Origin of the sequence: Micromonospora sp. NPDC048830, assembly GCF_043198215.1 — a bacterium.
Lineage (GTDB): Bacteria > Actinomycetota > Actinomycetes > Mycobacteriales > Micromonosporaceae > Micromonospora.
Genome location: NZ_JBICUP010000004.1, coordinates 170212 through 186723, shown reverse-complemented (window position 1 = coordinate 186723; position 16512 = coordinate 170212). Strand labels below are relative to the sequence as shown.

Annotated in this window: 16 protein-coding genes; 6 read left to right on the top strand and 10 right to left on the bottom strand. The window is 75.1% G+C overall.

The window, feature by feature from the left end:
- Positions 1-31 precede the first annotated feature (31 nt).
- The 7 genes from ACGFIZ_RS06190 to ACGFIZ_RS06160 form a co-directional block, all read right to left on the bottom strand.
- Positions 32-1633 (bottom strand): acyl-CoA carboxylase subunit beta, encoded by a 1602-nt coding sequence (locus tag ACGFIZ_RS06190; RefSeq protein ID WP_393416342.1) that lies wholly within the window; start codon positions 1631-1633, stop codon positions 32-34.
- Entirely contained in the window at positions 1630-2769 is a 1140-nt protein-coding gene (locus ACGFIZ_RS06185; RefSeq protein ID WP_393416340.1) for an acyl-CoA dehydrogenase family protein, read from the bottom strand. The genes ACGFIZ_RS06190 and ACGFIZ_RS06185 overlap by 4 nt, the downstream gene beginning before the upstream one ends.
- A complete protein-coding gene (locus ACGFIZ_RS06180; RefSeq protein ID WP_393416338.1) occupies positions 2766-4454 on the bottom strand; it encodes an acyclic terpene utilization AtuA family protein in 1689 nt (562 codons plus the stop codon). The genes ACGFIZ_RS06185 and ACGFIZ_RS06180 overlap by 4 nt, the downstream gene beginning before the upstream one ends.
- Positions 4451-5266 carry a TIGR03084 family metal-binding protein gene (locus ACGFIZ_RS06175; protein ID WP_393416336.1) on the bottom strand — a complete coding sequence of 272 codons (816 nt, stop codon included), beginning with the start codon at positions 5264-5266 and terminating at the stop codon, positions 4451-4453. Before ACGFIZ_RS06175 ends, ACGFIZ_RS06180 begins: the two co-directional genes overlap by 4 nt.
- Before the next feature lie 21 nt (positions 5267-5287).
- Positions 5288-5893 (bottom strand): TetR/AcrR family transcriptional regulator, encoded by a 606-nt coding sequence (locus tag ACGFIZ_RS06170; protein ID WP_393416335.1) that lies wholly within the window; start codon positions 5891-5893, stop codon positions 5288-5290.
- A 640-nt stretch (positions 5894-6533) separates the two neighbouring features.
- Complete coding sequence (locus ACGFIZ_RS06165) at positions 6534-7277, bottom strand: metallophosphoesterase family protein (protein WP_393416333.1); 744 nt, start codon at positions 7275-7277, stop codon at positions 6534-6536.
- A gap of 110 nt (positions 7278-7387) precedes the next feature.
- Positions 7388-8065, bottom strand: a complete 678-nt coding sequence (locus ACGFIZ_RS06160) for a Crp/Fnr family transcriptional regulator (RefSeq protein WP_347666831.1) — start codon at positions 8063-8065, stop codon at positions 7388-7390.
- A 168-nt stretch (positions 8066-8233) separates the two neighbouring features.
- Here ACGFIZ_RS06160 and ACGFIZ_RS06155 point away from each other — a divergent pair, with 168 nt between their 5' ends.
- The 6 genes from ACGFIZ_RS06155 (at position 8234) to ACGFIZ_RS06130 (ending at position 13675) form a co-directional block, all read left to right on the top strand.
- Positions 8234-8905, top strand: coding sequence for an adenosylcobinamide amidohydrolase (locus ACGFIZ_RS06155; protein WP_393416330.1), 672 nt, complete (start codon positions 8234-8236; stop codon positions 8903-8905).
- 56 nt (positions 8906-8961) lie between these two features.
- Positions 8962-10119 carry a CapA family protein gene (locus ACGFIZ_RS06150; protein WP_393416328.1) on the top strand — a complete coding sequence of 386 codons (1158 nt, stop codon included), beginning with the start codon at positions 8962-8964 and terminating at the stop codon, positions 10117-10119.
- An 84-nt stretch (positions 10120-10203) separates the two neighbouring features.
- On the top strand, positions 10204-10992 hold the full coding sequence (gene nth / locus ACGFIZ_RS06145) for an endonuclease III (RefSeq protein ID WP_347666828.1): 789 nt from the start codon (positions 10204-10206) through the stop codon (positions 10990-10992).
- The gene (locus tag ACGFIZ_RS06140) at positions 10989-11687 is read left to right on the top strand and encodes a TlpA family protein disulfide reductase (protein ID WP_393416326.1); all 699 of its coding nucleotides are present in this window, start codon (positions 10989-10991) and stop codon (positions 11685-11687) included. The genes nth and ACGFIZ_RS06140 overlap by 4 nt, the downstream gene beginning before the upstream one ends.
- Positions 11688-11742: 55 nt before the next feature.
- On the top strand, positions 11743-12441 hold the full coding sequence (locus ACGFIZ_RS06135; protein ID WP_393416324.1) for an NUDIX hydrolase: 699 nt from the start codon (positions 11743-11745) through the stop codon (positions 12439-12441).
- A gap of 55 nt (positions 12442-12496) precedes the next feature.
- Positions 12497-13675: a MarP family serine protease gene (locus tag ACGFIZ_RS06130; RefSeq protein ID WP_393416322.1), complete on the top strand. Its 1179-nt coding sequence runs from the start codon at positions 12497-12499 to the stop codon at positions 13673-13675.
- Between the two features lie 18 nt (positions 13676-13693).
- Here ACGFIZ_RS06130 and ACGFIZ_RS06125 read toward each other — a convergent pair whose 3' ends face one another.
- From ACGFIZ_RS06125 to mycP, 3 genes are all read right to left on the bottom strand, one after another.
- Positions 13694-14419 (bottom strand): phosphatase PAP2 family protein, encoded by a 726-nt coding sequence (locus ACGFIZ_RS06125; RefSeq protein WP_393416320.1) that lies wholly within the window; start codon positions 14417-14419, stop codon positions 13694-13696.
- A gap of 30 nt (positions 14420-14449) precedes the next feature.
- On the bottom strand, positions 14450-15259 hold the full coding sequence (locus tag ACGFIZ_RS06120) for a phosphatase PAP2 family protein (protein ID WP_393416318.1): 810 nt from the start codon (positions 15257-15259) through the stop codon (positions 14450-14452).
- A gap of 68 nt (positions 15260-15327) precedes the next feature.
- Entirely contained in the window at positions 15328-16512 is a 1185-nt protein-coding gene (gene mycP, locus ACGFIZ_RS06115) for a type VII secretion-associated serine protease mycosin (protein ID WP_393416462.1), read from the bottom strand.

The following is a 16512-nucleotide window of genomic DNA, read 5'->3' as shown; positions in this document are numbered from 1 at the left end:
CGCTGCGTTCCTCGCACTCACAGTCAGCCCCCTACATCCGGAAGACGCCGAAGCCGTCGGCGCCCCGTACCGGTGCGTTGTGCACCGCCGACAGGCAGAGCCCGAGGACGGTGCGGGTGTCCCGGGGGTCGATCACCCCGTCGTCGTAGAGCCGCCCGGAGAGGAACAGCGCCCCGGACTGCGACTCGATCTGCTGCTCCACCATCGCCCGCATCGCGGCGTCGGAGTCCTCGTCGTACTCCCGCCCCCGGGCCTGCGCGGCCTGCCGGGCGACGATCGACAGCACCCCGGCGAGCTGCGCCGGCCCCATCACCGCCGACTTCGCGTTCGGCCAGGTGAACAGGAACCGAGGCTCGTACGCCCGGCCGCACATCCCGTAGTTGCCGGCCCCGTACGAGGCGCCGAGGTTGACCGTCAGGTGCGGCACCGTCGAGTTCGACACCGCGTTGATCATCAGGGCGCCGTGCTTGATGATGCCGCGCTGCTCGTACTCGGTGCCGACCATGTAGCCGGTGGTGTTCTGGAGGAAGACCAGCGCGGTGTCGGCGGCGTTGGCGAGCTGGATGAACTGGGCCGCCTTCTGCGCCTCCTCGCTGAACAGCACGCCCCGGGCGTTGGCGAGCACCCCGACCGGGTACCCGTGCAGCTCGCCCCACCCCGTGACCAGCGCGCTGCCGTAGCCGGGCTTGAACTCGTCGAACTCGCTGCCGTCGAGCACCCGGGCCAGCACCTCGCGCGGGTCGAACGGCACCTTCAGGTCGGCGCTGACGATCCCGAGCAGCTCCTCCGGGTCGTACCTGGGCGGGGCGGGCAGCGGGGTGCGCGGCGGCGGGCCCTGCCTGCGCCGGTTGAGCCGGCGTACGCACCGGCGGGCCAGCCGGATCGCGTCCCGCTCGTCGGACGCGAGGAAGTCGGCCAGGCCGGACCCCGTGGCGTGCATGGCCGCCCCGCCGAGGGACTCGTCGTCGGTGACCTCGCCGGTGGCCATCTTCACCAGCGGCGGCCCGGCCAGGTAGACCTGCGACCGTGCCCGGATCATGACCACCTGGTCCGACATCCCCGGCACGTACGCGCCGCCGGCCGTGGCGTTGCCGAACACCACGCTGACCGTGGGGATCCTCGCGGCCGAGAGCCGGGTCAGGTCGCGGAACACCCGGCCGCCCGGGATGAAGATCTCCGCCTGGGTGGGCAGGTCGGCGCCGGCGCTCTCCACCAAATTGATCATGGGAAGTCGGTTCGCCAGGGCGATCTCGCCGGCCCGCCGGGTCTTGGCGAGCGACCACGGGTTCACCGCGCCGCCGCGTACCGTCGGATCGTTGGCGACGACCAGGCACTCCACGCCCTCGACGACGCCGATCCCGGTCACCACGCTGGCCCCGACCGGGAAGTCCGTGCCGTACGCGGCGACCGGCGACAGCTCCAGGAACGGGCTGTCCGGGTCGAGCAGCAGCTCGATCCGCTCCCGGGGCAGCAGCCTGCCCCGGGCGTGGTGGCGGGTCACGTACTTCTCGCCGCCGCCCGCGCGGGCCTGGTCGAGCGCCGCCTCCAGCTCGGCGAGGCGTTCCAGCAGCGCCTCCCGGTTGGCCCGGAAGGCGGGCGCGGCCGGGTCGACGACGCTGACGAGGGTGGTCACAGCCCCATCCCCTTCGCGACGATCTCGTTCATGATCTCGGTGGTGCCGCCGCCGATGCCGAGGATGCGGGCATCCCGGTAGTGCCGCTCCACCTCGGCCTCGCGCAGGTAGCCGAACCCACCGTGCAGCTGCAGCGCCTGGTCGACCACCTCCGCGCAGGCGGCCACCGCGACGTTCTTCGCCATCGCCACCTCGGTCACCACCGGCTCGCCAGCGGCCACCCGGGTCGCCACGTCGTGCACGTACGCGCGGGCCGCCTCGGCGCGGGTGTGCATCTCGGCCAGCCGGTGCCGGATCAGCTGCCGGTCGGCCAGCGGGCGGCCGAACGTCGACCGGTCCCGGCACCAGCGCACCGCCAGCTCCACGCAGCGCTGCGCGATCGCGTACGCCTGCGTGGCCAGGGACAGCCGCTCGGCGGCGAAGTGCTGCACGATCGTCAGGAACCCGGTGTCCTCCGCGCCGATCCGGTTCGCCACCGGCACCCGTACGTCCACATAGGACAGCTCGGCGGTGTCGGAGCAGTGCCAGCCGAGCTTCTCCAGCGGCCGGCCGACCGTGAACCCCGGCGTGCCCCTGTCGACGACGAGCAGGCTGAGCGCCCCGGACCTCGGGAAGTCGGCGCACACGGCCGTGGTCACGAAGTCCGCCCGGACGCCGCTGGTGATGTACGTCTTCGCGCCGTGCACCACGTAGTGGTCGCCGTCGCGGCGGGCGTGGGTGCGAATGCCCGCCACGTCGGAGCCGCCGTCCGGCTCGGTGATCGCCAGCGCGCCGATCATCGTCCCGGCGAGCGTGGGCCGGACGTACCGGTCGATGAGGTCCTCGTTTCCCGAGGACACCATGTGGGGTAGCGCGATGCCGTGCGTGAACAGCGCGGCGACCAGCCCGGACGAGCCGCCCGAGCGGATGATCTCCTCGGTGACGAGGAGCGAGTCGAGCAGGTCGCCGCCGCTGCCGCCCACGGACTCGGGGAACCCGATGCCGAGCAGGCCCAGCTTCGCGGCGGTGGCGTGCAGCTGCCGGGGCACCTCGCCGGCCCGCTCCCAGTCGTCCAGGTGCGGCAGCACCTCCCGGGTCACGAACGCCCGGGTCAGCTCCCGCAACTGCCGCCGCTCCGGCGTGTCGACGATGGTCACGCGGCACCCCCGGCGGTCAGGTCGGCCGGCAGGTCGACCACCCGGGCGCGCAGCAGCTCGCCGAGCGCCTTGGCCTGCGGGTCGAACCGGGTGGACCCGGCCACCCCCGGCCCGAGCAGCCCGCGGATCACGAAGTTGACCGCGCGCAGGTTCGGCAGCTCGTACCGCTCGACGGTCAGCGGGGCGGTCTCCGGCAGCAGCTCGGCCAACCGTTCCACGGTGAGCCAGCCGCGCAGCCAGGCCCAGGTCGCGTCGGTACGCGCCCAGACGCCGAGGTTGGCGTCCCCGCCCTTGTCCCCCGACCGCGCCCCCACCAGCTCGCCCAGCGCCCCCCGCCGGGTGGCCCCCGGCGCGGCGCCTCCGGTCGCCGGCCCCACCGGCTCGGGAGCCGCCGGCGGTCGGGTCACCGGCGGCGGGGCGATCACGACCCGCTCGCCCGACGGCAACACCGCCACGTGTTCGACCGCGTCCTGCGGCACGGCGTCGGCCGTGAACATCCCGTACGGGGTGGCGTCGCCGGGCGGGGTGGTCAGCGTGCAGCCCGGGTACGAGGCCAGGGCCAGCTCCACCGCGGCGGCCGAGAAGGCCCGCCCGGCCCGCGCCCGGTCGCCGTCGCGCAGGTCTACGTGCAGCAGCGCGCTCGCCGTCTCCGTGTCGACCGCGTCCGGGTGGTCGGTGCGGGCGAGCGTGAACTCCAGCCCGTCCTTGCCGACCGCCGCCTCCAGTTGGCCCCGGACGAGCTCCGCCTTCGCCGGGACGTCCAGCCCGCACAGGACGAACGTCATCGAGTTGCGGAACCCGCCGAGGCGGGTGATGCCGACCTTGAGCGTGTCCGGCGGCGGCGCGCCCCGGGCCCCGGCGACGCGTACCCGGTCCAGGCTGTCCGCGCTCAGCTCGACGGTGTCCAGCCGGGCCACCACGTCCGGCCCCAGGTACTCCGGGCCGCCCACCTCGTACAGGAGCTGGGCGGTGACCGTCTCGACGGTGACCGCACCCCCGGTGCCGGGGTGCTTGGTGAGCACCGCCGAGCCGTCCGGGTGGATCTCGGCGACGGGGAAGCCGGGGCGGTGGCCGCCGTCCGGCAGTTCGGTGAAGAAGCTGAAGTTGCCGCCCGTGACCTGCGCCCCGCACTCGATCAGGTGACCCGCGACGGTCGCGCCGGCGAGCGCGTCCAGGTCGCCCCGGCCCCAGCCGAACCGGGCGATCGCCGGCCCGACCACCAGGGACGCGTCGGTGACCCGGCCGGTGACCACGACGTCCGCCCCGGCGTCGAGGCAGGCAGCGATCCCGAACGCCCCGAGGTACGCGTTCGCGGTCAGCGCGTCCGGGCGGTCGAGGGCGTCGCCCTCGACGTACCCGATCCGGACGGGAAGGCCGAGCCGGTCGGCGAGCGCGCCGATCGCGGCGGCCAGCCCGGCGGGGTTGAGTCCGCCGGCGTTGGTCACGATCCGCACCCCGCGCTCCAGCGCCGTGCCGAGGCAGCCCTCCAGCTGCCGCAGGAACGTCCGCGCGTAGCCGAGGCCCGGGTCGCGCGCCCGGTCCCGGCCCAGGATCAGCATGGTCAGCTCGGCCAGGTAGTCGCCGGTCAGCACGTCCAGCTCGCCGCCGTCCAGCATCTCCCGCCAGGCGCTGAACCGGTCGCCGTAGAAGCCGGACGCGTTGCCGACCCGCAGCGGCCCGGTCATGCGGTCACCCCCGACGGCGTGGCCAGCGGCGCCCGTCCCACGCCCGGCGGCCCGGCGAACGCCTGGGCCACGTCCAGCCACTCGTCGGCGACCGGGCCGGCGGCGATCAGGGCCAGGTCGTCCCGGTGTCGGCGCTGCGTGACCAGCAGGCAGAAGTCGAGCGCGGGGCCGGTGACCCGGTCGGCGGCGTCCGCCGGGCCGTGGGCCCAGGTGGCACCGTCGGGCGCGGTCACCTCCAGCCGCACCGGCGCCGTCGGGACCGCCCGGCCGTGGGCGGCGAAGCCGTGCCCGAGGGTACGGAAGCCGAGGCGCACGACGTGCCGCAGCCGGGCCGCCGGCGTACGGGTGACGCCGAGCGCGTCGGCGACATCCTCGCCGTGCGCCCAGGTCTCCATGAGCCGCGCGGTGGCCATCGAGGCGGGCGACATCCGGGTGCCGTACCAGGGCAGTTTCTGCCCGAGGGGGACGGCGGCGAGCGCGTCGGCCAGCGCGGCGCGGCCGACGCGCCAGCGGGCCAGCAGCTCCGCCGGCGGGGCCAGGAACGCCTGCGCGCCGCCCTCGACGAGCCGGGTCACGTCCGGGGCCGAGGCCGCCGAGGTGACGAACGCCTCGACGTCGGTGGCCGCGAGCCGGGTGACGTGGTCGGTCCAGGCCAGGTGCGCGATCTGGTGGGCGACGGTCCAGCCGGGGGCCGGGGTCGGGCGCGCCCAGCTTTCCGGCGGCAGCGGGCGGACCAGGGCGTCCAGCTGCTCGGACTCGGCCGTCAGGTCCGTGAGCAGCTCCGTGAGCAGGTCGGTGCGGTCGTCGACCATGGTGCCTCCAGGGCGGGCCGGTCAGGGGGCGAGCAGGGTGGCGAGCTGTCGTTTCCAGGTGGCGAGCAGGGCGGTGCGCCGGGTGGAGTCGTCGCTGAGCAGGTTCGCCACCCCGAGCCCGCGCAGCAGGTCGAGGGTGGCCTGCACGGCCTCCCGGACGCCGGGGCGGCGCTCGTCGACGCCGAGCAGCGCCACGGTCAGCCGGTGCATCTCCCGGCCCACCCGGGCCTCCAGCGGAACCAGGGCCGCCCGCAGCTCCGAGTCGGTGCGGGCGGCGACCCACAGCTCCAGCGCCGCGACGAACAGCGGCCCCGTGAACGCCGCGCCGAGCAGGTCGATCACCCCGTCGAGCCGCTGCGGGCCGGCGGGCAGCGCCTCCGCCTCGGCGCGCAGCTCCGCCGCCCGACGCTCGGTCAGGTGCGTGACGGCGGCGGTGACCAGGGCGGCCTTGGTGGGGTAGTGGTGCAGCTGGGCGCCCCGGGAGACGCCGGCCCGGGCGGCCACGACGGTGGTGGTCGTGCCGGCCCAGCCGTGCTCGACCAGGGACTCGACGGTCGCCTCCAGGAGCCGGGCCCGGGTGGCGCGGCTGCGCTCCTGTTGAGCGACACGGGTCGATGCGGTGGGCACGGGGACAGCGTGCTCGCGCAAAAACAAACAGTCAAGCCTGACTTTTTCCGCCCCGCCCGCCGCCGTTTCCCGCCCGCCGCCGCTTCCCGGCCGGGGCCGGGTGGCTGTCGGCGGCGCTGTGGAGCTGCCCGCACGGACGGCGTCGAGGCCAATGACGATTTCCCGCCCCCCCGGCGGCGGCTGTCGGCGGCGCTGTGGAGCTGCCCGCACGGACGGCGTCGAGGCCAATGACGATTTCCCGCCACCCGGCGGCGGCTGTCGGCGGCGCTGTGGAGCTGCCCGCACGGGCGGGGCAACCGCGGACGGCCCGCTCCGCCTCGGCTCGCCGCGCCCCGAGTCGCGGGTCCGGCGCGCCTTGCCCCTCGGGCGGGAGCGTGCGCGGGGCAGCTCCACAGCGCGCAAGTGAGGCACGGTCGAGCACGGTGGCCAGCCCCGCCGGCGGGTTCAGCGGCCGTCGGGAGGGCCGACACGGCGGCCAGCCCCGCCGGCGGGTTCAGCGGCCGTCGGGAGGGCCGACACGGTGGCCAGCCCCGCCGGCAGGCTCAGCGGCCGTCGGGAGGGCCGACACGGTGGCCAGCCCCGCCGGCGGGTTCAGCGGCCGTCGGGAGGGCCGACACGGCGGCCAGCCCCGCCGGCAGGCTCAGCGGCCGTCGCGAGGGCCGAAGACGGCCAGCGCGGCGGCGTCGCTGTGCCGGGAACGCAGGTACTCGTCGGCCCAGGCGGCGGCGTCGGGGTAGGCCGACTCCGCGGCGACCCGGGCGCACGCCGCGTCCACGTCGAACGGGGTACGCCGCAACTGCACCCCGGGCCCGAGCAGCGCCCACCACGCGCCCGCCCCGCCGTACGGCATCCCGATGCTGCCCGGATTCACCACCAGCCGGCGGTCGACCAGCCGGGTGAACGGCATGTGGGTGTGGCCGCAGACCACCGTGGTGACCTCGGCCGGGAGGCCGGCGAAGACCTCCGCCCACCGGGACATCCGGGTGTCGACGAGGACCACCTCCTCGTCGTCGCGAGGGGTGGCGTGGCAGAAGAGGGCGTCGCCCAGCCCGGCGACCGGCAGGGTGACCGTCAGCGGGAGCGCCGCCAGGCGGGCGACCTGGTCGTCGCGGAGCTGGCCGGCGGCCCACTCGGACACCTCGACGGGGCACGGCTTGCCGGCCCGCGCCTCGACCAGCTCCCGGTCGGCGTTGCCGCCCACCCAGCAGGCGCGGTCACCCAGGCCGGCGAGCAGGTCGAGCACCTCGACCGGCTGCGGGCCGGCGGCGATGTCGCCGGTGAGCACGATCAGGTCGGCGGCGGCCACGTCCGGTTCGGCCAGGACGGCCTCCAGCGCGGGCAGCGCACCGTGGACGTCGGAGAGGACGGCGACTCGTTCCAGCATCGCCCCACCGTCCCGCCCGCCGGCCGCCCCCGTCCAGCGATTCTGCGCCGGGCAGAGCGCCGCCCGGCCCGGACGCGGAGTGCCCGGGCGCGGGCATGACGCGCGGCGGCTCAGACGCGGGCGCGGCGGGCCAGGCGCTCCGGGTCGAGGATGATGATGCTCTTGCCGTCCAGCCGCAGCCAGCCCCGGGAGGCGAAGTCGGCGAGCGCCTTGTTGACCGTCTCGCGGGAGGCGCCGACGAGCTGGGCGATCTCCTCCTGGGTCAGGTCGTGGGTCACCCGGAGCACCCCGCCGTCGCGGGTGCCGAACCGGCCGGCCATCTGGAGCAGGTTCTTGGCGACCCGGCCCGGCACGTCGGTGAAGATCAGGTCGGCCAGGGAGTCGTTCGTCCGCCGCAGCCGGCGGGCCAGCACCCGGAGCAGCTGCTCGGCGATCTCGGGCCGGTTGTTCAGCCACGGCCGCAGCGCCTGCTTGCGCAGCCGGACCAGCCGGGTGTCGGTAACCGCGGTGGCGGTCGCCGTACGCGGGCCGGGGTCGAAGAGCGACAGCTCGCCCAGCATGTCGGACGGGCCCATGACGGAGATCAGGTTCTGTCGCCCGTCGGCCGCGCGACGGCCGAGCTTGATCTTGCCGGCCAGGACGATGTAGAGACTGTCGCCGGGCTCGCCCTCGTTGAAGATGACCTCGCCCTTGCGAACCTCGAGCGTCTCCATCTCCTTGGCGAGCGCCTCGGCAGCCTCCGGGTCGACGCCCTGGAAGATCCCGCTGCGAGCCAGTACCTCGTCCATCCCGCACCTCCGCCTGCGCGTACCGTCCGTCGGTTCCGCCGTCCGCTGATCCCTCGCGCGTGGCCAGTCTAGGCGCACGTGAGCGGTAATCAGAGGTGCACCCCTGATCCCCGCCATACCCCGGGACCTGCACACCCGCCCCGAGGACCGGGACGTAGGGTCGGCCCCGTGCTGACCGAGCCGACCCTGACCAGCCGCCGCGAGGACGGGCGGGAGGTTCCGCTGCTCGTCTGGCGCTCCGGCCGGCCGCTGCTGGCGGTCAGCTCCGCGCCGCTCGGCGGCGGGATCGGCGTACGGAACTGGGTCGTCAACGCGACCGTGCCGATGTCGTACCACCGGGACGACCCGGCCGACCACCTGGCCGAACTGGCCGACCAGCTGGGCCTGGACGGGCCCGGCGTCGGCCTGCTCACGGGGGTCGACGTCGCCGAGGTGGTCACCCGCGCGGACGGCGGCGTGCGCGTCTGGGCGACCGTCGGGCTGGGCACCCCGGTCCAGGCCGCCGCCGCGGAGCCCGAGCCGGCCGGGTGCCCCGCGCCCCGGGTCGGCACGGTCAACATCGTGGTCCAGGTGCCCGCCCGACTCGGCGACGCGGCGCTGGTCAACGCCGTGGCCACCGCGACCGAGGCGAAGACCCAGGCGATCCGCGAGCTGGGGTTGACCGCCACCGGCACGCCCACCGACGCGGTCGCCGTCCTGTGCCCGGCCGACGGCCCGCCCGTCGCGTACGGCGGGCCGCGCTCGACCTGGGGGGCGCCGCTCGCCCGGGCCGTGCACGCCGCAGTGCTGGCCGGCGGAGCCGGCACGGTCGTCCCGTGGTCGGACCGTTGGGCGGGATGAAACTCCGGCCGATCGGTCATCGTCCACGCGCCGGACAACAGGTAGCGTCGCGCTCGATGTCCGCTTCCGTCCGCTCCGGAAACCGCCCGCGCCGCCGCCTCGCGCTCGCGCTCGGCGTGCTACTGACCGCGTTGCTCGCCGCCGGCTGCACCGGGTCCGGCGGCGGCCCCGCCTGGCAGTCCGGGCCGGAGGGCGACGCCACCGGCGCCACCGGCTCCCCGACTCCCGCCGCCACCACCCCGGCCGCCGAGGCGAAGAGCATCTCGCTCGCGGCCACCGGCGACATCATCATGGGCAACGCCCCGAACCGGGTTCCGCCCAACGGGGGCAAGGGCTTCTTCGACTCCGTCAAGGGCGCGCTCAAGGCCGACCTGGTGATGGGCAACCTGGAGGAGCCGCTGACGGTGGACACCGGCACCGGCAAGTGCGGGACCAACTCGACCCGCTGCTTCCAGTTCCGGGCCCCGCCGGAGTACGCCGCGCACCTGCGCGACGCCGGCTTCATGCTGCTCAACCAGGCCAACAACCACGGCTACGACTACGGCCCCAAGGGGTACGAGAACACCCAGCGGGCGCTGGAGAAGTACGACCTCCAGCACACCGGCGCGCCCGACCAGATCACGGTCGTCGAGGTCGAGGGCGTCAAGGTCGCGGTCGCCGGCTTCTCGTCGTACGTCTGGTCCAACAGCCTCGTCGACATCGCCGCCGCCCGGCAGGTGATCAAGAAGGCGGCCACCATGGCCGACCTCGTCGTCGTCCAGGTGCACATGGGCGGCGAGGGCGCCGACAAGACCCGGGTACGGCCCGGCACGGAGATGTTCCTGGGTGAGAACCGGGGCGATCCGGTCAGGTTCTCGCACGCCATGATCGACGCCGGGGCGGACCTGATCGTCGGGCACGGCCCGCACGTGCTGCGCGGCATGGAGTTCTACAAGGGCCGGTTGATCGCGTACAGCCTCGGCAACTTCGCCGGCGGCGGCAACCAGTTGAGCGGCAACGGCCGGCTCGGCTGGGGTGGCGTCCTCAAGGTGTCGCTCAACCCGGACGGCAGTTGGGCCGGCGGGTCGTTCACCTCGACGTACATGAACTCGATCGGCAAGCCGACGATGGACCCGGACGACCGGGGCCTCGGCCTGGTCCGGCAGCTCAGCCGCAGCGACTTCCCGGAGACCGGCGCCGGCTTCGACGACCGGGGCCGGATCACGCAGGGTTAGGCGACCGGGGCCGGATCACGCAGGGTTAGGCGTGCCGCCCGTGGACCCGCCGGTCCGCGGGCGGTCCGACGTAGGCTGGCCGTCGTGACCACCAGTCCCTCCCGAGCCACCGAGACCGATCTCGGCCGCACCCGGCGCGCGCGGAAGATCGGCCGGATGCTGGCCGACACCCATCCTGACGCGCACTGTGAGCTCGACCACGCCAACCCGCTGGAGTTGGCCGTCGCCACCATCCTCTCCGCGCAGTGCACGGACAAGAAGGTCAACGAGGTCACGCCGAAGCTGTTCGCCCGCTACCCGACGGCGGCGGACTACGCCGGGGCGGACCGGGCGGAGCTGGAGGAACTGATCCGGCCGACCGGCTTCTACCGGAACAAGACGGACTCGCTGATCAAGCTGGGCCAGGCCCTCGTCGAGCGGTACGGCGGGCGGGTGCCGGGAAAGCTCGCCGATCTGGTGACGCTGCCCGGGATCGGGCGCAAGACCGCCAACGTCATCCTCGGCAACGCCTTCGACGTCCCCGGCATCACGGTCGACACCCACTTCCAGCGGCTGGTGCACCGCTGGCGGCTGACCGCCGAAACCGACCCGGTCAAGATCGAGCACGCCGTCGGCGCGCGGTTCCCGAAGCGCGACTGGACGATGCTGTCGCACCGGATCATCTTCCACGGCCGGCGGGTCTGTCACGCCCGCAAACCGGCCTGCGGCGCGTGCACGCTGGCGAGGCTCTGCCCGTCGTACGGCACCGGGCCGACCGAGGCGGCCGCGGCCGCGAAGCTGCTCAAGGGCCCCCGGGCCCGGGACCTGGCCGTCGCCGCCGGCGTCGATCCGGCGCTCGTGCCGCAGCAGGCGGTCGTGGCGGAGGTGCCGTGAAGCGCCGCCTCGCCGCCCTGCTCCTGCCGGTGGCCCTGCTGACCGCCGCCTGCACCGCGACCGCCGAGGAGCCGTCGGCCACCGCGCCCCGGAAGAACACCCGGCCGTCGCCGTTCGCCGCCTGCGCCGGCCTGACCGCGCCGCCGGCCTCGGCCGCGCCCGCGGGTTCCGCTTCCGCCGCGCCTGCGGGTTCCGTCTCGGCGGCACCCGCGGATTCTTCCTCGGCCGCGCCCGGCCCGGCCGGGACGGCACCCGCCGCCGCGCCGGGCGGCCCGGCGCTGCCCGACCTGGCGCTGCCCTGCTTCACCGGCGGCGAGCCGGTCGCGCTGCGCGACATCCGGGGGCCGGCGGTCATCAACCTCTGGGCGTCCTGGTGCCCGCCCTGCCGCAAGGAGCTGCCCGCGTTCCAGCGGCTCAGCGAGCGTACGGCCGGCCGGCTCCAGGTGATCGGCGTGAACACCCGGGACAGCCGGGACGCGGCACAGTCGATCGGCGAGGACTTCGGCATCCGCTTCCCGGTCCTGTTCGACCAGGGGGAGAGCCTGCGGCGGGGGCTGGAACGCAACGCCATCCCGCTGACCGTGCTGGTCGACGGCGACGGGCGGATCCGGCACGTGGACACCTCGGGCGCGCTGGACGACGCCCGCCTCGCCGCCCTCGTCCGCGAGCACCTGGGCGTGGCGGTGGAGTCATGAGCGCGTGGACCGGGCCGGGCTCGCCAGCCGCGCTGTCGCGCACCGAGGGCGAGTCATGACCCGGCAGCCGCCGCCGTGGCTGGACCCGCTGCTGGCCCGGCTCGGCACCGCCCGCGCCGAGGACTTCACCCGGATCGCCACCCCGGCCAGCGGCGGGCGGGAGAGCGCCGTGCTGGTCCTGCTCGCCGAGGAGCCCGCCGCCGGCCCGGACGTGCTGCTCCTGCAGCGCGCCGCCACCCTGCGCAACCACGCCGGGCAGCCGGCGTTCCCCGGCGGGGCGGCCGACCCGGAGGACGCCGACGCCGCCGCCACCGCGCTGCGCGAGGCGAACGAGGAGGTCGCCCTCGACCCGGCCAGCGTCACCGTCCTGGCCGAACTGCCGAAGCTGTGGATCCCGGTCAGCGACTTCGTGGTGACCCCGGTGCTCGCCTGGTGGCACCGGCCGCACCCGGTGCACCCCCGGGAACCGGCCGAGGTCGCGCACGTCGCCCGGCTGCCGATCGCCGAGCTGGTCGACCCGGACAACCGGATGCGGGTACGCCACCCCAGCGGCTGGATCGGCCCCGCCTTCTCCGTACGGGGGATGCTGGTCTGGGGCTTCACCGCCGGGGTGCTCGCCACACTGCTGGAGATGGGTGGCTGGGCCCGCCCGTGGCCGCGGGACCGGGTCGTCGACCTGCCGCCGACCGGGGCGGCCCCGGCACCGTCGGCCGGCACGGACGCCGTCGACGAGATGGCCGGCCCGCTGACCTGACCGTCACGTTCAGCGAGCGACGGCCAGCCGAGCGCTGTGCCCGTACCCTTGACCCGTGTCCGCCGTGGATGTCGTCCTGCTCCTGCTCATGCTCGTGTTCGCGATCAGCGGATACCACCAGGGCTTCGTGATCGGGCTGCTGTCGTTGTCCGGCTTCTTCCTGGGCGTCCTCGTGGGCCTCCAGGCCGGGCCGCTGCTGGCCCGGCAGTTCGCCGAACCCGGCACGCGCGTACTGGTCTCCCTGGCCGCGGTCTTCGGACTGGCGGTGGCGGGGCAGGCGCTGGCCGGCTGGGTCGGCTCCCACCTGCGCAAGACGATCACCAGCGAGGTCGGCAGACACGCCGACGACATCGGCGGCGTGTTCGTCTCGACCGTCGCCGTCCTGCTGGCCGCCTGGCTGGTGGTGGCGCCCCTGGGCTCGTCGTCGCTGCCCTGGCTCGCCGCCTCGGTGCGCAACAGCGCCCTGCTGACCGTGGTCGACGAGGTGATGCCCGAGCGGGCCAAGCAGGTCTCGAACGCGCTGCGGGACACCGTCGACACCAACGGCTTCCCGGACGTCTTCGGCGACCTCGCGCCGACCCGCGCGCGGCAGGTCGATCCCCCGGACCCGGCGCTGGCCGGCTCGGAGGTGGTGGCCGACGGCCGGCGCTCGGTCGTCAAGGTGCTGGGCTCCGCGCCGAGCTGCGCGCGCCGCATCGAGGGCTCCGGCTTCGTGTACGCCGACGACCGGGTGATGACCAACGCCCACGTCGTCGCCGGCACCCGCTCGGTGTCGGTCGAGCTCGACGGCGACCGGTACGACGGCGAGGTGGTGGTCTACGACCCGGACCGGGACCTGGCCGTGCTCCGGGTGCCGGGGCTGCCCGGCCCGTCGCTGCGCTTCGCCGCGGGCAACGCGGGCAGCGGTGCGGACGCCGTCGTGCTGGGCTTCCCGCTCGACGGGCCGTACAACGCCCAGTCGGCCCGGGTTCGGGACGTCGACCGGATCACCGGGCCGGACATCTACTCCTCGGGGGACGTCACCCGGGAGATCTACACGATCCGGGCGTGGGTCCGCAGCGGCAACTCCGGCGGTCCGCTGCTCTCCTCGAACGGGCTCGTGCTCGGGGTGATCTTCGCGGCGGCGGCGGACGACCCGCACACGGGCTTCGCGGTGACCGCCGCCGAGGCCCGTCCGGTGGCCCTCGCCGGCGCCGAGCGGACCCGCCCCGTCAGCACCGGCAAGTGCACCTGACCGACGCCCGAGCCGGGGTCAGGAGGCGGGAGTGGTGGCACGGGCCGATTCGCCGGCCCGGCCGGTGACGGTGGACAGCTTCCCCCGCCCCCACCGCACCCCGCGGTCCAGCACCGCCCGCGCCATGATCAGCACGCAGGCGCCGCCGTTCAGGAAGGACGCGACCACGTCGCTCGGGTGGTGCATGCCCCGGTACATCCGGGTGAGCGCGACGCCGACCGGCACCACCAGCAGCAGGGCCCACCAGGCGACCTTCGCCCCGGTGCCCCTCGACCGCACCGCGAGCAGCACCGCGACGCCGACGTAGAGCGCCACCGCCGCCGACGTGTGCCCGGACGGGAAGCTGGAGGTGGGCGGAGAGACGTCCATGTGCTCGACCGCCGGGCGGCGCCGGTCGATGGCGATCGTGGTCAGCAGGAAGACCAGCGCCTGGGCGCTGACCGCCGCGCACAGGAAGATGGGCTCCCGCCAGCGGCGCAGCACCAGGAAGAGAACCAGGGCCACCAGCACGGTGACCACGACGATCACCTGCGTGCTGGCCAGGGTGCTGAACACGAGCGAGACGTTGTTCCAGCCCTCGGTCCGGTCGGCGGCCAGCTCGCGGTTGACCGCGTCCTCCACGGTGAACGGCCACGTCCGGTCGAACACCCGGGTGACGAGGACCCCCAGTAGCACCATGACCGCCAGAAGCAGGGCCACCGGCAGCACCACCCACCGGAGAGCCCGTACCGCGAAATCGGACATGGCCCGCCCATTACCCCGGCGCGCGCCGAACTACGCGCGGCGGTCGTCCGGCCGGCGCGGCTCCCCCCGGTCGGCCAACTCGGGCTCGACGCCCTCCGTGACCGGGTGCCCCGGCCGCCGGCCCGTCCGGGCCCGCCAGGTGCGGAAGGCGGCGGTCGTCGCGGCCACGGTCGCCGTGCCGAGCAGCCAACCGCCGGCCACGTCGCTGACCCAGTGCACGCCCAGCGCCACCCGGCTCACCCCGGTCAGCCCCGTGAGCAGCACGGCCCCGGCCCACAGTGCCCATCGCGCGGCCGGGCGCCCCCGGCCGTACGGGAGGAACACCAGCAGCAGCACCCCGGCGGCCAGGGCGGCGTTCAGCGCGTGCCCGGAGGGGAACGCGTAGCCGGCGGCCGAGGCCACCGGGTCGAGCAGGTCCGGCCGGTGGCGGCCGACCAGCAGCTTGAGCAGCGGACCGAGCAGGCCACCGACCACCATCGTGGTGATCGCCCACCAGGCCAGCCGGTGCGCGCCCCGGCGGAACAGCCAGACCACCACCGCGAGCGCGGCCAGCCGCAGCGGTCCCGGGCCGAAGACGTCTGTCCACACTGTCATGAAGCGCACCCAGGCCGGATGGCCGAGGGCGTACCCGTGCAGGGCGTCGGTCACCGCGGCGTCCAGCCGGTGCAGCGGCGGCCAGGCTCCGACGACCAGCACGGCGAGCAGGGCGAACGGCACCAGGATCAGGAAGGCCGCGGTGGCGGCGAGTGTCAGCCGCAGCCCCAGGGACGCGTCGGGGTCGAGCCGGCGGACCGGCCACGGCGGGCGGGTTGGCAGCTCTGTGCGACCTGGCCTGTTCATGCTCGCATCCCTACCCCGCGCAGCACCCGATCAGACCGGGCGGCTGCGACGGGGCCGGCGCGGGCCGGTCAGCGGCCCCATCGCCGCAGGCGGCGGACCATCAGCGCGGTTCCGGTGACGACGGCGACGGCGAGGACCATCCCCGCCCACAGCCGTTCCCGGTCCGAATCGTGCCCGCCGCCGGCCGGCTGCGCCAACCACCCGCTGCGCTGTTCGGCGGTGGTCAGGCCGGGCGGGGCGCTGTCCGTGGCGGTCAGCCGGTCGTGCTCGGGGACGCCGGGTGCCGGGCCGAAGCCGACCACGCCGGGGGATGAGTGGTCGTCGAGCGGGTTGTGCGACACCGCTGGTACGTCGGCGGTGAGCGCGGCGACCGGGTCGACCAGGCCGTACCCGAAGCGGTCGTCGCGGCCGGTGGGGCCGATGTCCCGGGCGGTGCTGATCAGACGGTTCACCACGTCGCCGGCCGACATCTGCGGCCAGCGGGCCCGGATCAGCGCGGCGGTCGCCGCGACCAGCGGGGACGCGAAGCTGGTGCCCTGCACCCGCCAGTATCCGCCCGGCCGGGCGCCGACCAGGCCGGTCGCCGGTGCGGTGAGGACGGTGGCGCGGCCGGTGATCGAGCCGGCCCAGAGGTTCTCGCTGGCCTGCTCCAGGCCGGCGACCGCGACGACGCCCGGCTCCCGCGCCGGGTACCAGACCCTGACGTCGGAGGAGGTGGCCAGGTTGCCGGTGCAGGCGATGACCACCACGTCGCGGACGAACGCGTAGTCCAGCGCGGCCGCCAGGGCCGGGCTGTCACCGCTGCCGCCGAGCGACAGGTTGATCACCCGGGCGCCGTTGTCGACCGCCCAGCGCACGCCCTTGGCGACGATCATCGCGTCGTCGTACCGGTTCTTGTCGTCCAGGACCCGGACCGGCAGGATCCTGGCGTCCGGGGCGAGCCCGACCACGCCCCGCCTGTCGTCGCGGCGCCCGGCGATCAGGCCGGCCACGGTCGTGCCGTGCCCGACGGGGTCCGCCCCGTCGTCGGTGTCGCCGTCGCCGACCAGGTCGATGCCGGGCAGCACCTGACCGGCCAGGTCCGGGTGCGAACCGTCCACCCCGGAGTCGATCACCGCCACGGTGACCCCGCGCCCGGTCGAGGACTGCCAGGCGGTCGCCGCCCGCAGCTCGTCGAGCTGCCACTGCTCGTCGCGGATCTGGTCGGTGCGCGCCGGCGTGTCGACCGGCGCTGCCGGCCGGGCGACCGGCAG

What these genes read in the sequence shown, in the direction of transcription:
- ACGFIZ_RS06120 (WP_393416318.1), bottom strand. Translation starts at nt 15,259, where the DNA reads ATGAACAGGCCAGGTCGCACAGAGCTGCCAACCCGCCCGCCGTGGCCG.
- ACGFIZ_RS06175 (WP_393416336.1), bottom strand. Translation starts at nt 5,266, where the DNA reads ATGGTCGACGACCGCACCGACCTGCTCACGGAGCTGCTCACGGACCTG.
- ACGFIZ_RS06135 (WP_393416324.1), top strand. Translation starts at nt 11,743, where the DNA reads ATGACCCGGCAGCCGCCGCCGTGGCTGGACCCGCTGCTGGCCCGGCTC.
- ACGFIZ_RS06160 (WP_347666831.1), bottom strand. Translation starts at nt 8,065, where the DNA reads ATGGACGAGGTACTGGCTCGCAGCGGGATCTTCCAGGGCGTCGACCCG.
- ACGFIZ_RS06165 (WP_393416333.1), bottom strand. Translation starts at nt 7,277, where the DNA reads ATGCTGGAACGAGTCGCCGTCCTCTCCGACGTCCACGGTGCGCTGCCC.
- ACGFIZ_RS06150 (WP_393416328.1), top strand. Translation starts at nt 8,962, where the DNA reads ATGTCCGCTTCCGTCCGCTCCGGAAACCGCCCGCGCCGCCGCCTCGCG.
- ACGFIZ_RS06180 (WP_393416338.1), bottom strand. Translation starts at nt 4,454, where the DNA reads ATGACCGGGCCGCTGCGGGTCGGCAACGCGTCCGGCTTCTACGGCGAC.
- ACGFIZ_RS06125 (WP_393416320.1), bottom strand. Translation starts at nt 14,419, where the DNA reads ATGTCCGATTTCGCGGTACGGGCTCTCCGGTGGGTGGTGCTGCCGGTG.